Raw genomic sequence first — 16901 nt, 5'->3', positions numbered from 1 at the left:
CCGGTAATAATTTAGTCAATTATATCAGGCACCAGATTTACTAAGTTATACAGCGTTTCTTTCTTTTATACGTGAGACTTTTTAAAAGGTGTTTATAACCTAACATCAGACAAATGAAATATTATTCCGCCGTAAGTGCTAGAATAGCCCTATCAGTCTTTTCAATTTTTTGTATCATATCTTGTGCGACCTACGAGCCCCAATGGTTGTCAGAGCCTACTGCTAAGGTTACTGACAAGCGCCCGACTCACACTATTTACTTGGCAAGTGGATTGGGGAATGCTAAAAGCCCTGCCGATAGTAAAATAGTAGATAAACTGGCAAAAACGCTTCAGAAGGCAGATAAGAATAGTACGATGATTTTTTTAGGAGACAACGTTACTCCTAAACGAAAAAACAAAGACAAAGATTTCAAACTACTCGAACAGCAATTACAACTTGTTGCCAGTTATAAAGGAAGAACACTTTTTATACCCGGAAACAATGAGTGGAAATCCGGTGATATTGATGATCTTGAAGAGTATGAAGATTATATTAAAGAAAAAGAACAAAAGAAAGTAGAATATCAAGAAAAAAATGGTTGTCCGTTAGAATATATTGAAGTAAATGATCAACTAGCAATCATCGTAGTAAATTCTCCTTGGTTTATTGCAAATTGGGGTAAAGTAGAAGAGATCAACAAAAAATGTACAGATATTTTTACGAGGAGACGATTTGCTGAAGAGTTAGAAGGGTATATAAATGATGCTCAGGATAAAAACGTGATCATCGCAATGCATCATCCTATTTACAGTAATGGAGAATATGCGGGAAAAGACACCTTCTCGAGTCAATTACTTCCTTTGCCCTTAGTTGGAAATATCTACGATGGTTTTAAAGATATTGCTGGTTTTTCTCCAGAGCAACTCAATGCCAGACGATACCGTTATTTACGTATTCTGGTAAGTTCTATCGCCAAAAATTCTGACCGTGTTACTATTGTTTCGGGCCACGAAGAAAATTTACAATATTTAAAAGGTGGAGATCTTCATCAGATCATAAGCGGGTCATTAGGTTCAAAATCAGCAACCAAAAGATCTAAAGGAGTATTAACTACAGTGGGAGGCTCTTTGGATTTTGAAGGGATATTTACACACGGAAAAAAAGGTTTTGCTAAAGTTGATTACTACGAAGATGGATCTTCCCAAGTTACTTTTATAACTAATGATGAAAAAGAAAGCGGTTATAGCTTTGCTGTAATGCCACCTTTTAAAAAGGATCTAACTGTCGAATATCAGAGAAAACAATATGGTAAAACTGAGAAAGCCTCTGTTCTAACCGACGAAGATAAGCTAGAGAAATCAGGATTTTACAAGCTTTTATGGGGAGATCGTTACCGAGATTATTTTGGAACTCCGGTAACAGCAAAAGTCGCGTATCTGGATACTTTGCATGGTGGACTCACCGTGAAGAAAGAAGGAGGCGGACATCAGTCATTCTCTTTAAGACTTATTGATAAAGACGGTAAGCAATATGCTATGCGTTCCTTGCGTAAAAATGCTTTGAAATTTTTGAAGTTTAAGGTGAGAGGAATTGCTTATACGGCAGAAGATTATAAAAATACTATGGCAGAGGATCTGATTTCAGATTTCTTTACTACTACCCATCCTTTCATGCAGTTGGTCATTGATCCTCTCGCAAAATCGGTGGACGTGAACCATTCAAAGGCTGAACTTTATTATATACCTAAACAAGAACGATTAGGAGAATTCAATGTTGATTTTGGAGATGAACTATATTTTGTGGAAGAAAGACCTTCTGAAGAGCAGAAGAACTTTGAGGGTTATAATAGAGCCAATCCGAATGAGCCGGGAGAGATTTCTGATTTCGAGAGCACTACAGATATGCTTGAAAAAATAAAAGAAGATGAATCGTATACCATCGATCAAAGAGCCTATGTTCGGGCAAGAATATTTGACATGTTGATAGGAGACTGGGATCGTCATCAGGATCAATGGAGATGGATGGAATACAAGACTGGCGAGGATGATAAGATGTTTATACCAATTCCAAGAGATCGTGATAATACTTTTTCAAAATTTGATGGAATAGGAATTCCTGTAGTGCAAATGTTTATGCCCAATACTCGATTCTGGCAAACGTACGATTCCAAAATAGATAATGTAAAATGGTATAACGCACAAGCAAATGATCTTGATAGAGCGTTAATAACCAAATATGGCGCAGAGGTATGGAAAGAAGAAGCGCAAAAAATTCAAAAGCAGCTGAACGCAGAGACAATCGATGCGGCTTTTAAGAGGATTCCGGCTGAGGTTCAGGATAGCACCGCTTCTAAGATTAAGCAACACCTCAAAACGAGATTATCTAAATTAGACGAATATGCTCAGGCATACGGGGAGTATCTTGATAATACCGTGTCGATAAGAGGAACTCATAAAGATGATCATTTCTTGATAGAACGTCTTACAGAAGGTAAGACTAAGGTGACCATTAAACGAAAATTATCTGACGAAAAGAATAAGGAAATATTCAGTAGAACCTTTGATCGTGATCAAACAAAAGAATTATGGATTTATGGGTTAAATGATGACGATACTTTTGAAATTGTAGGGGAAGGTGACCATGAAATTTTTATTCGTATCATAGGAGGTTATGGTAAAGATAAGTACATAACTAAGAATAAAAAACGACTAAAGGTATACGACTGGAAATTTGAAGATTCAGATTTTGATGAAAAATCACCGGCAAAATATTTATCTAATCTATATGAAACCAATACTTTTCATTGGAGATATTTTCAAGAAAACCACAATGTATTATTGCCTACGCTAGGGTATAATCCTGATGATGGATTTTTTTTAGGTGCTGTAAATACGTACACAAATAATGGTTTTAATGGGAATCCGTTTAGATATCAACATAAAATAGGTGCAAATTATTACTTTCTATTGAAAGGAATAGAGTTGTCGTATAAAGGTGAGTTTGCAAATATTTTCCCGCAATGGAACTTTGAGGTTGAGGGTTATTTTACAAATGAACTATTTGCTAATAACTTCTTTGGTTTTGGTAATGAGTCTGTAAATACAGATGATGAAAATGGCTTATCGTATAACCGAGCAAGAATGCAACAGATCAAATTTTCTGCGGGGATCAGACACAGATCTATTTCAGTAAAAGCATTGTATGAATCATTTAATGTCAAAGAAGAGCAGGATCGCTTTTTTACTGAGCAAAATATTAATCCTTTGGCCTTCGAGCAACAACAGTATGTTGGAGGGGAAGCCGGGCTCTATTATTATAATCAGGATGCCAAAGATTTTCCAACCGAGGCCATCTATTTTGGAATCAAGGGAGGGTACAAAACTAATATTGCCGAAAGCAATAATCAATTTGGTTATGTGTCGTTAAAATTAGGCGCAAGTCATAAACTAATACGCTCAGGTCATTTGGTATTAGGGACCACCTTAGAAGGGAAAACAAATATCGGAGATGATTATTTATTTTATCACGCTCCGTCGATCGGTGGTAATAACGGATTGAGAGGATTTAGAAACGAGCGTTTTAGTGGAAAAGCATATTTCTATCAAAGCACAGATTTAAAACTTAGAGTCAAACGCTTTATCACGGCAGTGGCACCGATTACCTTTGGAGTATATGGTGGATTTGATTACGGACGCGTGTGGGTTGATAATGATGACTCCAACACCTTGCATACTTCTCAAGGAGGTGGTTTGTGGATTAGTGGACTCAACGCTTTGGCATTCAATATTGGGGTCTTCAATTCTGATGAAAGGAATATGGTTCAGGTAGGTTTTGGTTTTGGATTCTAAACGGAAAGTCTATAGAAATTAATTTTATGATATCCTCTTGTTTTTAACAAGGGGATATCGATTTTTAAGAAATAAAAAAACGTATATTTGCTCGCAATTAAATCTTAATTGCCATGACAGCACACGAATCCAAAATCGTTGGTGAAGGTCTCACCTATGATGACGTCCTTTTAGTTCCCGCCTTTTCAGAAGTATTGCCTAGGGATGTAAATATTCAATCTAAATTTACCCGTAACATTTCGATCAATGTACCAATTGTCTCTGCGGCGATGGACACTGTGACTGAAAGTAGTATGGCTATTGCTATGGCACAAGAAGGAGGTATTGGCGTGCTTCATAAAAACATGACGATCGAAGAGCAAGCGATAAAGGTTCGTAAAGTAAAGCGTGCAGAAAGTGGAATGATCATCGATCCTGTAACTTTACCGCTTAATGCGAAGGTGGTAGACGCTAAAAACAATATGCGAGAGCATAGTATCGGCGGAATTCCAATTGTAGATGACCAGAAAAAATTATTGGGTATCGTAACGAATAGAGATTTGCGTTTTGAAAAAAATGATCAACGACCTATCTCTGAGGTAATGACAAGCAATAACCTTGTGACCGTAGGAGAAGGAACTTCACTGCAAGAGGCTGAGGTTATTTTGCAAAAGAATAAGATAGAAAAACTACCTGTCGTTAGTAATCAAAATACTTTAATTGGTCTTATCACCTTTAGAGATATAACAAAACTTACTTTGAAGCCTAGCGCAAATAAGGACGCCTTAGGGAGACTTCGGGTGGCGGCAGCTATTGGTGTAACAGGGGATGCAGTTGATAGGGCAGAAGCACTGGTCAATGCAGGAGTAGATGCTGTAGTAATTGATACAGCGCATGGACATACAAAAGGTGTGGTTAGTGTGCTTAAAGAGATAAAACAAAAATTTCCTGAGCTTGATGTTATCGTAGGAAATATTGCAACGGCAGAGGCAGCAAAGTATTTGGTTGATGCGGGAGCCGATGCTGTAAAAGTAGGGATTGGACCTGGTTCTATCTGTACCACAAGAGTAGTGGCGGGAGTAGGATTTCCTCAATTCTCGGCAGTATTAGAAGTAGCAGCGGCAATTAAAGGATCAGGAGTTCCGGTTATTGCGGATGGAGGTATTCGCTATACAGGTGATATTCCAAAAGCTATAGCAGCTGGTGCTGACTGTGTAATGTTAGGATCGCTTTTGGCCGGAACAAAAGAATCCCCCGGAGAAACTATTATTTACGAAGGAAGAAAATATAAAACATATCGCGGAATGGGTTCTGTAGAGGCTATGAAAAAAGGCTCAAAAGATCGTTATTTCCAAGATGTAGAGGACGACATTAAAAAACTGGTGCCAGAAGGTATTGTAGGTCGTGTTGCTTATAAAGGAGATTTATACGAAAGTATCCATCAATTTGTAGGGGGCTTACGTGCAGGAATGGGGTACTGTGGTGCTGCAGATGTAGCTACCTTAAAGGATACAGGAAGATTCGTGAAGATTACAGCTAGTGGAATTAATGAGAGTCATCCACATGATGTGACAATCACCAAAGAGTCGCCAAATTACAGTAGGTAAGTCGTAAGTATAACAGGATACTAAAAAATGCATGATGGGTTCACCGATCATGCATTTTTTTATTTTGGAAAGAAGTAATGTAATTACTCTTCTGTTTTTATACCCAATTTTGTCATTACTGACTTGGTTAAATCAAATTTAGGATCAATGTAAGCAAGTCCGCTACTGGTGATGGTAAGTACTTGTGAATACCCTTCTGCCTTCGCGATATCTTCAAGTGTTTTACCTATTTTTTGATATAAGGGTTGTAGTAATTGATTCTGCTTAATCTGAAACAATTTAGAACCGTTTTGACGAAACTTGGCTATATCATTCTCAAGGGTAATGATCTCTTCTTGTTTCGTTTTCTTCATTGGATCACTAAAAGTTTCAGCTTGTGTTTTATAGGCTTCGATTTTTGCTTGATACTCGTCGACTTTTACTTTTAGATCCCCCTCTAGTTTTTTGTTATAAGCGTTTAAGTCTTCTTGAACCTTTGTAAGTTCAGGCATTTTGGATAAGATAAATTCACTGTCAATGGTTCCAACCTTACTTTGTGCGTTGATTTGAAAACCAGTTAAGAAGATCAAAACTAATAAAGTTATTTTTTTCATTATGGTATGTAAGTTAAAGTAATAAAGTGCAAATATAGAAGTACTTTGCTAAAGATTAGAGTTGTAACTCAATTATTCACTATAAAGTTGACCACGATGTGGTTTCAGGGCATCTCGTACCTTTTTCATATCTTGATTATTTACAACCATAAAAGCGATACTATGCATATCAGAGATATCAATTTGTCCGGTTAAAAAATAGGTGAGTTTCTCAATAGTAGCATATTCTTTCAAATGGATTTCATGATGTTTCGCTGTTAACTCAGCCGAAGGTCCTCTAAAATCCCAAATTAGTTTTATTTTCTTTTCCATTGCAATTTTTATACGAAAGAAGCAAAGTATTACAAAATATTTAAATATATAAACTGTTTTAGAAATATATTGAAAATAGGGGTAAAGAGAATTGTTTAATAAGATCAAAAGAAAATAAGGTAGATACGATTCTATTGAAGGATTCGTTAGTAAGGTAGTTGTAGAATATGGTAATATTGTTATTTTTGTCCGATCCCGGGAAATTTTCTGTACATTATGAACAAAAACATCTTTTTTATACTACTGACAATGTTAGTTGTTACAGTGCTTTCGGGACAAGATCAGCGCACTGTTTTGCTTACTATTGATGACGAACCTGTGTTTGTTGACGAGTTCAAAAAAGTATATTTCAAAAACAAGGATGTGACCATAACGTCAGATCCACTTGAATTTGATCAATATTTAGATTTATTTATACACTATAAGCTTAAAATTAAAGAAGCTAAGCGTTTAGGGCTGGATAAAAAAGAATCGTATTTGACTGAATTATCGGGATATCAGAATCAGTTAAAATCGAACTATGTTAGCGACACCACCGTTTCTAAGACTCTGTTGCAGGAAGCTTATGATCGCTATATGTATCGCGTACGTGCAAAACATATTATTCGCACGGTGGGTGACCACGCGCTGCCAAAAGATACATTACAAGCCTATCAAACTCTGGTAAAACTTAGAACTTCAATTTTAAATGGAGCATCATTTGAGGACGTAGCTCTTAAAAACAGTCAGGACCCTTCAGTCAGCAATAATAAGGGGGATTTAGGATGGTTTACAGTGTTTTCAATGGTGTATCCGTTTGAAACAGCGGCATATAAAACAGCTGTAGGACAACTCTCTATGCCTTTTCGTACACCATTCGGGTATCATATTGTAATGCCCATTGCTAAAGAAAAAGTTGCTGGATATGCGACTATTGCCAGCTTACTTATTAGAGAGAATACGGATCGCACAGGGATGCAGGCAAAAAAAAAGATTACGCTTCTTTATAATCAACTCCAACAAGGAGTCTCTTTTGAATCTCTTGTCGCGGCACATAGTGAGGATAAAGTGACAAAAAAAGTAAGTGGTAAGATGAAACCTTTTAAGAAAGGGGGAACTAATTCCGAAATATTAGAAAATACAGCCTTTGCACTTGATACTATAGGAGCTATATCAGAACCATTCAAAACTAAAAAAGGCTGGCAAATTATAAAACTAATAAATAAACAGCCCTTAGAATCTTTTAAGGAGATTGAAGATAAATTGAGAGATCAAATTAAAAGAGACGATCGATCTAAAGGAATTACAGATTCTTTCAGTACAAAATTAATAGAAAAATACAAGCTTTTCTTGAGTGAAGAGAGCAAGACATTTTTTAGAACACTTCTGTCAACTACTCCTGTATCAGAGGTAGCACTTAGTAAAGAAGATGAAAAAAAAGAGTTGTTTTCTATAGGTGCAAAAAGTATTAGTTATTTAGATTTTTTAACTTTTATAAAAGCATCTCCTTCAAAGATGGAATGGGATACAACCTCTATTGACAAACTTTTTTTTACCTTTCAAAGTAAAATTGCAAGAGATTATTATTTAAAAAATTTAGAATCAGAAAACTCAAATTATGCGGATGTTTTAAACGAATATCGTAATGGACTTTTACTTTTTGATTTAATGGAATCAAATGTTTGGAATAGAGCACAAACTGATTCTCTTGGATTGAAAGCGTTTTATCTTCAAAATATTGATCAGTATCAACAGGAAAAACGTTATAAAATAATAAAAGCCTCTTCAGTAAATAAGAAGACTTTAGAAAAGGTGAAAGCTTTACTTCAAAAAGGAATATCTTTGGAACAAATTAAAAGTACAGTTAATACAGGCGATCTGGTACTGGTAATTTTTGATGAAGTGATAGTACCGAACAGTGAATTAAATTTTAGAAAAGAGCAATCTTTAAAGGTTGGAGATCATATGCTACAAGACAATAAAGATTATTCAACGTTAATATGGATTAAAGAATTACTGCCGGCTGCAACTTTGACCTTAGAAGAGCATAGAGGGCTAGTGATAGGAGATTATCAAAATTTTATAGAGCAAGAATGGTTGCGAAGTCTCAAAAACAGGTATCAGATTTCAATTGATACTACTACAGTAAAGAATCTTAAAAAAGAACTGAAGAATTAATGCGTTATATATATTTTATACCTGTATTGGTAGCTTTGATCTCATGTGAGAATTTTAAAAAGCAATTACGTCAGAATGCGGTTGCCAGAGTTAATGAGTCTTACTTATATGAAGAGGATGTGGCAAATTTGGTTCCTGTTGGAGCGAGCAAAGAGGATAGTATAAGCATCATCAATAACTTCATCAATCAATGGGCAAAAAAACAACTATTTATTGATCAGGCGAAACTCAATTTGACTGAAGAGGAGCAAGCTTCATTTGAAGAATTGATAGAAGATTATCGTAGCTCATTATACATTAACGCTTATAAAAATGCAGTGGTGAATGAAGCTATAGATCTTGAAATTTCAGATTTTGAAGTAAAAGAGTATTATACTTCAAATATCGAGAATTTTAATCTCAATACTGACATAGTACAATTACGTTACTTACATTTACCATCGAACTATGATGAAATTGTTGCAACGCAGCGAAAAATTGAGCGTTATAATGATGAAGATAAGCAAGATCTTTTAGATAATAAAATGGAATATGTTACATATTCTTTCAATGACTCTGTTTGGGTGACAAAGGATAGAGTTTTGAATTTATTACCAATACTTAAAGAAAATAATAGGGAGAAGCTAATAAAAGATGGTAAATTTGTGCAGATTAGAGATTCTTCAGGAATTTATATGATTAAAATTTTAGAAGTTTTGGAAGCGGGTAAGCAAGCACCATTGAAGTATATGGTTCCCACGATAAAACAGCTAATCTTAAACCGTCGAAAACTTAATTTGACAAAAAATTTAGAAAAGGATATTACTAAAGATGCGATTAAAGACAAACAATTTGAAATATATAATTAAAACAGCGCTTTGCGGTGCATTATGCACCTTATTCAGCGGGATGACAATTACTGCACAAGAAATTATTGAGGATGAGGTAACGAATGAAGCTAAGCTTGATTCCTTAGCAGTAGTAGAAGCAACAGAGAACGATTCAATTAAGCCTTTTCAACGTGTTAAAATTGACGGAGTGGCAGCTGTAATTGGTCAACATGTTATTTTGGATAGTGATGTAAATATAGCCTATCAACAACTTATCAGTGAGGGTGTATCTGCAGCAAATGTAAGTCAATGTCAGTTGGCAGGAAGCCTTTTTGAAAGTAAATTATACGCACATCACGCGGTGCAGGACAGTATTTTGGTGCCAGAGGCTGAAGTAAACAGCATGGTAGATCAACAGTTGGATTATATGACCAGAGAATTAGGTTCTGTTGAAAAAGTGCTTAAATTTTACAAGAAAGATGATGTTGATGAGTTTAGAAAAGAGCTATTCGAAATCAACAGATCTAACAAACTGGCAGAAAAGATGCGAGCAAAAATTATTGCGGATATCGATGTAACGCCAGAGGAGGTAAGAGAGTTTTTTGATGAGATCCCTGAAGACGAACGACCTTTGTTTGGAACAGAAGTTGAATTGGCTCAAATCATCATAGAACCTAAAGTTCCGGAAACGGAAGAACAAAAAGTTATTGATCGTCTTAATCAGTTTAGAGAAGATATCGTGGAGAATGGAAGTAGTTTTGCAACCAAAGCGGTATTGTATTCTCAAGATCCGGGTTCTAAGTCTACAGGAGGAAAATATACATTAAACCGTCAAACACCATTTGCCAAAGAGTTTAAAGATGTTGCCTTTAGTGCGCAAGAAGGAGAAGTTAGCGAACCTTTTAAAACAGATTTTGGCTGGCATTTATTAAAGGTAGATAAAATTAGAGGTGAAGAGATTGATGTTCGTCATATTTTATTAATTCCTGATGTGACAAGAGAAACGGTAGAAACAGCTAAGAAACTTGTGGACTCGATCCGTCAGGAGTTGGTGGCAGGAACCATAAAATTTAAAGATGCTGCCCGACAGTTTAGCGATGAGAAAGAAACCCGTGAGGATGGAGGTCAGTTAATCAATCCAACGACAGGTGATACCCGTTTTGAATTAACAAAAGTAGATCCTATTTTATATGATCAGGTTTCAAAATTGAAGACCAACGAGATTTCGCTTGTAATACCGGATCAAGATCGTCAAGGAAGAAAAAAGTTTAAACTGATTACTGTTCTCAATCGATACGATGAACATATAGCAGACTACGCTAATGATTATCTTAAAATCCAAGAACTAGCCCTAAAGAAAAAGCAGATTGATGCGATTCGCGAGTGGCAGGATGAGAAAATCATGGACACGTACATCAAAGTAAATGGTGAATATAGAAATTGTGAGTATAGTGGTAATTGGTTAAAGAACGAATAATATATGTCAGATGTTGCTGCTGTAGAAAAATTGGTTATAAAGCATAAAGCGCTTAAACAAGAAATAAGCAAAGTTATCATTGGTCAAGATGCAGTTATCGACCAGATATTGATTGCTGTCTTTTCAGGCGGGCATGCCTTACTGGTAGGAGTACCGGGTTTGGCAAAAACTTTAATGGTAAATACCATAGCCAAAGCGTTAGGATTGGATTTTAAAAGAATTCAATTTACTCCCGATTTGATGCCAAGTGATATCTTGGGGAGTGAAATTCTGGATGAAACCAGACATTTCAAATTTCTTAAAGGTCCTATCTTTTCTAATATTATCCTGGCAGATGAAATAAACAGAACTCCACCTAAAACACAGGCAGCACTCTTAGAAGCGATGCAAGAGCGTGCGGTTACTGTAGCAGGACATCACTATCAGCTATCTTTGCCATACTTTGTGCTTGCAACCCAAAACCCTATAGAGCAAGAAGGAACATATCCTTTGCCAGAAGCTCAGCTGGATCGATTCATGTTTGCCATAGAACTGCAATATCCAACTTTTGAAGAAGAAGTGGAAGTTGTAAAAAGTACTACGGGAACTACGAATAATCATATCAATGCTTTATTTACTGCCGAGGAGATTGTGGAGTTTCAGGAATTAGTGAGACGTATTCCGGTAGCAGATAATGTAGTGGAGTATGCGGTTCGGATTGTAGGCGCTTCACGTCCTAAAAGTGAATTAGCATCCGATTTAGTAAAGCAGTATATCGATTGGGGAGCCGGACCCAGAGCTTCACAAAACTTAATCTTAGCAGCAAAGACCCATGCTGCTGTTCGAGGTAAATTTTCTCCTGATAACGAAGATGTTAAAGCAGTGGCTTTTGGAATATTGCGTCATCGTATGATTAAAAACTACAAAGCCGAGGCAGAAGGTGTATCTATTGAATCAATAATAAAAAGTCTCTTTTAGTATATTTCTCTTTACTAATAAACCTTTTCCATTTCAAACTGTCTAATTATTAAAATTTAAAATTTTAATGATATGAAGAAAGAAATGAAACAGTGGTTGTTGATAGGTGTACTAAGTATTTTTTCAATTGGAGGTGTTATGGCGCAACATACGCAACATCGTGAGCAGCGCAAAGAAAACAGGAAAGAATTTGTAGCCTCTCTTGATGAGAACCAGAAAGCAGCGTGGGAAGCGTTGCGCGAGTCAAGACAGACGCACAGATCAGCGCTAGAAAAAACTTTGAATGATGAACAACGAGCTATCTTAAAAGACGGTAGCGGTGTACGTAAACGTAAAAGAAAAGAATTGAAAAATCTTTACACCGAAGATCAAAAGGCAATGATAAAAACTCATAAAGAGCAACAGCGTCTAGAAAAAGAGGAGTTTAAAGAATCACTAAATGAACAGCAATTAGAGCTTTATGACAAGCTTCGTAGTAAGAATAGAAAGAAGAACAAGTCTTAGGTACTTAATTTTTGAGTTATAGAAAAAGGAGTAGTGTGATGCTTCTCCTTTTTTCAATTTTGAACCGTTTTAGGGTTTTTAACGATAACGTTTTCGTGAATAATTGATAAAAACGAATGCTCAACTTTGACTTTTTTTGGTAATTTACCAAATTTTTTATTTCAATTTTGTGGATATGAGTAATTCGTAAGCGATATTTTTTCAATTATGCAAAAAGAAAGGAATGTAGCTAATCATTTAATAAAATGCTTTAAAATTCGTATTTTCGCAAGACTTTTCAATACTAAAAATTGTAATATATGGCATTTGATATCGATATGATTAAAAAGGTGTATGACCAAGTGGCAGAGCGTGTGAATGCAGCTCGTGAGCTTACTGGTACACCCTTAACGTTAGCAGAGAAAATTTTATATTCTCATTTATGGGATGGTAATGCAACATCTGTATTTACCAGAGGTAAGGATTATGTAGACTTTGCTCCAGATCGTATTGCGTGTCAAGATGCTACAGCTCAAATGGCTCTGCTTCAGTTTATGCAAGCAGGTAAAGATAAAGTTGCAGTACCTACAACAGTGCATTGTGATCACTTGATACAGGCTAAAGTTGGAGCAGAGAAAGATTTAAAATCTGCGATGAGTAGCAGTAGTGAGGTATTTGATTTTCTTGAATCGGTATCTAATAAATATGGTATAGGATTCTGGAAACCTGGTGCAGGAATTATTCACCAAGTAGTTTTAGAAAATTATGCGTTTCCTGGAGGAATGATGATTGGTACAGATTCTCATACAGTTAATGCCGGAGGACTAGGAATGGTCGCTATCGGTGTTGGTGGTGCTGATGCAGTAGATGTAATGGCAGGAATGCCTTGGGAATTAAAATTCCCTAAACTTATTGGGGTTAAATTAACGGGTAAACTTAGCGGATGGACGGCGCCTAAGGACGTTATTCTAAAGGTAGCCGAAATTCTTACTGTAAAAGGAGGGACCGGTGCAATTGTAGAATATTTTGGTCCGGGAGCTACAGCAATGTCGTGTACAGGTAAAGGAACTATCTGTAACATGGGTGCAGAAATTGGAGCTACTACCTCTACATTTGGTTATGATGAATCTATGGAGCGTTATTTACGTGCAACAGACCGTGCTGACGTGGCTGATGCTGCTAATGCGGTAAAAGAACACCTTACGGGAGATGATGAAGTTTACGCCAATCCAGAGCAATATTTTGATCAGGTAATAGAAATTAATTTATCTGAATTAGGACCGTTATTAAACGGGCCGTTTACTCCGGATTTATCAACGACTGTTGGGAGTGCAATGACCGAAAAAGCAAAAGCAAATGATTGGCCTTTAAAAGTTGAATGGGGCTTGATTGGTTCTTGTACGAATTCATCTTATGAGGATTTGTCAAGAGCATCTTCGATTGCTCAGCAAGCGATTGACAAAGGGTTGAAAATGAAATCTGAGCTTGGTATTAATCCGGGATCAGAACAAGTGAGATATACAGCAGAAAGAGATGGTTTGCTTCAAATTTTTGAAAAATTAGATGCAAAAATCTTTACAAACGCTTGTGGTCCATGTATTGGTCAGTGGGCTAGATATAGTGACCCTAAAAATGCACCAAAAAACAGTATCGTCCATTCTTTTAATAGGAATTTTGCGAAGCGTGCAGATGGTAATCCTAATACACATGCCTTTGTTGCATCTCCAGAATTAACTGCTGCAATAGCAATTTCAGGACGTTTAGATTTTAATCCGTTGAAAGATGCGTTGATTAATGAAGATGGACAAGAAGTTATGTTTGATGAACCCACTGGATGGGAATTACCTCCAAAAGGTTTTGAGGTAGAAGATGCAGGATATTTGGCACCGTTGGCAGATGGTTCTGGAGTGGATATAAAAGTAGCTCCTGATTCTGAACGATTAGAGTTATTAACTCCTTTTGAGCCGTGGGATGGTAAAAATATAACAGGAGCCAAATTGCTTATCAAAGCTTTTGGTAAATGTACTACCGATCATATTTCTATGGCGGGTCCATGGTTGCGATACAGAGGTCACCTTGATAACATTTCTAACAACTGTCTTATTGGTGCAGTAAATGCTTATAATAAGAAGACAAACTTTGTTAAGAATCAATTGAACTCAGAATATGGAGGAGTACCGGATACGCAACGTGAGTACAAAGCTGCCGGAATACCCACAATTGTAGTTGGAGATCATAATTACGGTGAAGGGTCTTCTAGAGAACATGCTGCTATGGAACCTAGACATTTGGGTGTACGAGCTGTTATTGTGAAGTCATTTGCGCGTATTCATGAAACAAACTTGAAAAAACAAGGAATGCTAGGTCTTACCTTTGCTAATGAGGATGATTACGATTTAATACAGGAAGATGATACATTTAACTTCTTGGATCTGGATCAATTTGCTCCAGAAAAGCAATTGACATTAGAAATTGTTCATGCAGATGGTTCAAAACATGAAATAAAACTGAATCACACGTATAATGCTCCACAAATTGAGTGGTTCAAAGAGGGATCTGCGTTAAACTTGATTAAAAAGCAAAACGCTTAAGAATTTCAGTAGTTGGATATAAGTAAACTCTCAAGATTTCGGTCTTGGGAGTTTTTTTTGTTTTCAATGGAAGTGTAATCAGTAGGTTACGACTTAAGGGTTACGGTACATTATTTAACTAACCATGAAGGCAATTTGGTTTTTTGAGAATACTAATTTATTAAATCTTCTGTGCCCTCATAAATTTAAAAAACATAAAGAGAACCACCGTTTCCTAAACTTTCGCAAGTATGACTATATCTATTTTGAGTCTGACGCTGCCACCAAAATTTATTTGATAGTACATGGAAAGATTAAAATAGGAGCCTATACCCAAGACGGCAGCGAGATTATCAGTGCAATTCTTTCAAAAGGAGAAGTTTTTGGCGAAAAAGCAATTTTAGGAGAAGTGCAGAGGACAGACTTCGCACAGGCAATGGATAACACTACCTCAATTTGTCCTATTGGAGTAGACACAATGCATGAGATGATGAGGGCAAATAAATCATTCAGTCTTAAAATCTATAAATTTATTGGATTGCGTTTTCAACGCATGGAGCGCAGGTTACATCTTTTACTTTTTAAAGATACCAAAACGAGATTGCTAGAGTTTTTAAATGATCTCAAAGAGGATTATGGACATTATTGCCCTAAAACGGGTGATATGGTCATATCGCATCCTTATACACAAAAGGAGATAGCAAATCTTATAGGAACTTCAAGACCCACCTTAAACATACTTTTAAATGAACTAAAAAAATCTAAATATATAGATTTTTACAGATCAAAAATCAGGATAAAAATTACTAATAGTGTTAGCTAGCTAACGTTTTAAGAACATCGTTGTTCTTAACTTTATAGATACACTTATAAAACACACAGACATGATGAAAAAATTAATTTTTTGGGCTTTAGTAATCGTTTTTTTTGCAGTTTACTGTAGTAATGACGATGACAACACAGCAACTGTAAACGCAGGTACCATCGCAGGAGGACCTTTTGAATTTGATATTGACGGGAAAGCGGATTTTGTAACAGGAATTACGCTAGATGACACAAACGCTTCAGGGACGAATAGTTCGTGGGTAATTACTGATGAATCCGGTATCATTTTGGGGTTGCCGCCCACGTTAGAAGCGGTAGAAAGTGTTGACTTTGATGGAGCAGGACCGGGGACATGTTTGATTTGGTATTTGAGATTTGAAGATGGCTTACAAGGTGCCGAGGTTGGCTCAAATGCAAATGATCTTACAGGTAATTTTGATTTGTCAAATTCTATCAGTGTGCTACGTAATCAAGTTACCAATGCAGGTACCATCTCAGGAGGACCTTTTAACTTCACCATTGACGGACAAGCAGACTACGCTTTAGGGATCGTGTTGGATGATACGAATGTATTTGGAACCAATAGATCATGGGTAATTACCGATGATCAAGGAAATATTCTTGGATTACCGCCTACACTTAGCGATGTCGAAGGAGTGAATTTTGATGAGGCCGGAGCTGGTGTTTGCTTGATTTGGTATATAAGATTTGAGGATGATTTACAAGGCGCAGAAATAGGATTGAATGCCAACGATCTGGTAGGAACATATGATTTATCCAATGCGTTAGAAGTTGTTAGAACTTGCGGAGCAAGTGCCGGCACAATTTCAGGCGGACCTTTTAATTTTGAAGTGGATGGCAATGCTGATTTTGTGAGTAATATAGTTTTGGATACTTCTTCTGCATCAGGAACTAATAGTACATTGGTAATTACGGATACTTCTGGCACAATCTTAGGAGTACCTCCTACTTTGGCAGATGTAAAAATGATCAATTTTGATGATGCGGGTCCTGGAACCTGCCTTATTTAGTATCTTAGATTTGAAAATGGTTTGGAAGGTTGTTTAGTTGGAAGCAATGCTAATGATTTGGAAGGTTGCTAAGCGCTTTCGAATGCGATTGAAGTGATAAGGAACTGATCGTTAAATAGTATATAATCTAGTTCATTTTTTTTGGTTGAAAAATTCTGTTTTAAGGAAATAACTGGATTGATAATTGTAATCATTAATTTTAAAGCGCGATCTTTGGTTGCGCCTTTTTACGTTCTATCAAATATGGTCGTATTCATGCAATCTTGATGAT

12 protein-coding genes are annotated in these 16901 nt (G+C 36.4%); 10 read left to right on the top strand and 2 right to left on the bottom strand.

Features of this window, described 5'->3' with window-relative positions; translation table 11 throughout:
• Positions 1-113 precede the first annotated feature (113 nt).
• Together BD809_RS10545 and guaB are read left to right on the top strand one after the other, a co-directional pair.
• Positions 114-3830 (top strand): ShlB/FhaC/HecB family hemolysin secretion/activation protein, encoded by a 3717-nt coding sequence (locus tag BD809_RS10545; protein WP_148782935.1) that lies wholly within the window; start codon positions 114-116, stop codon positions 3828-3830.
• A gap of 113 nt (positions 3831-3943) precedes the next feature.
• Complete coding sequence (gene guaB / locus BD809_RS10540; RefSeq protein ID WP_148782934.1) at positions 3944-5416, top strand: IMP dehydrogenase; 1473 nt, start codon at positions 3944-3946, stop codon at positions 5414-5416.
• An 83-nt stretch (positions 5417-5499) separates the two neighbouring features.
• Here guaB and BD809_RS10535 read toward each other — a convergent pair whose 3' ends face one another.
• Positions 5500-6009 (bottom strand): OmpH family outer membrane protein, encoded by a 510-nt coding sequence (locus tag BD809_RS10535; RefSeq protein ID WP_148782933.1) that lies wholly within the window; start codon positions 6007-6009, stop codon positions 5500-5502.
• A gap of 72 nt (positions 6010-6081) precedes the next feature.
• On the bottom strand, positions 6082-6321 hold the full coding sequence (locus BD809_RS10530) for a hypothetical protein (protein WP_148782932.1): 240 nt from the start codon (positions 6319-6321) through the stop codon (positions 6082-6084).
• Between the two features lie 249 nt (positions 6322-6570).
• Between BD809_RS10530 and BD809_RS10525 the strand changes: the two genes are divergently transcribed.
• From BD809_RS10525 to BD809_RS10490, 8 genes are all read left to right on the top strand, one after another.
• Positions 6571-8478 carry a peptidylprolyl isomerase gene (locus BD809_RS10525; RefSeq protein ID WP_170251861.1) on the top strand — a complete coding sequence of 636 codons (1908 nt, stop codon included), beginning with the start codon at positions 6571-6573 and terminating at the stop codon, positions 8476-8478.
• On the top strand, positions 8478-9326 hold the full coding sequence (locus BD809_RS10520; protein WP_148782930.1) for a peptidyl-prolyl cis-trans isomerase: 849 nt from the start codon (positions 8478-8480) through the stop codon (positions 9324-9326). The genes BD809_RS10525 and BD809_RS10520 overlap by 1 nt, the downstream gene beginning before the upstream one ends.
• Positions 9289-10764 carry a peptidylprolyl isomerase gene (locus tag BD809_RS10515; RefSeq protein ID WP_148782929.1) on the top strand — a complete coding sequence of 492 codons (1476 nt, stop codon included), beginning with the start codon at positions 9289-9291 and terminating at the stop codon, positions 10762-10764. The genes BD809_RS10520 and BD809_RS10515 overlap by 38 nt, the downstream gene beginning before the upstream one ends.
• Before the next feature lie 3 nt (positions 10765-10767).
• Complete coding sequence (locus BD809_RS10510; RefSeq protein ID WP_148782928.1) at positions 10768-11721, top strand: AAA family ATPase; 954 nt, start codon at positions 10768-10770, stop codon at positions 11719-11721.
• Between the two features lie 72 nt (positions 11722-11793).
• A complete protein-coding gene (locus tag BD809_RS10505) occupies positions 11794-12225 on the top strand; it encodes a hypothetical protein (RefSeq protein ID WP_148782927.1) in 432 nt (143 codons plus the stop codon).
• Between the two features lie 299 nt (positions 12226-12524).
• Positions 12525-14795 (top strand): aconitate hydratase, encoded by a 2271-nt coding sequence (locus BD809_RS10500; RefSeq protein ID WP_148782926.1) that lies wholly within the window; start codon positions 12525-12527, stop codon positions 14793-14795.
• A 124-nt stretch (positions 14796-14919) separates the two neighbouring features.
• Entirely contained in the window at positions 14920-15597 is a 678-nt protein-coding gene (locus tag BD809_RS10495; protein ID WP_148782925.1) for a Crp/Fnr family transcriptional regulator, read from the top strand.
• A 61-nt stretch (positions 15598-15658) separates the two neighbouring features.
• On the top strand, positions 15659-16630 hold the full coding sequence (locus BD809_RS10490) for a hypothetical protein (RefSeq protein WP_148782924.1): 972 nt from the start codon (positions 15659-15661) through the stop codon (positions 16628-16630).
• Positions 16631-16901: the final 271 nt, after the last annotated feature.

The sequence above is a fragment of the Aquimarina intermedia genome (genome assembly GCF_008124785.1).
In the GTDB taxonomy this organism is placed as follows: Bacteria; Bacteroidota; Bacteroidia; order Flavobacteriales; family Flavobacteriaceae; genus Aquimarina; species Aquimarina intermedia.
This window is presented reverse-complemented; position numbering and strand designations above follow the sequence as displayed.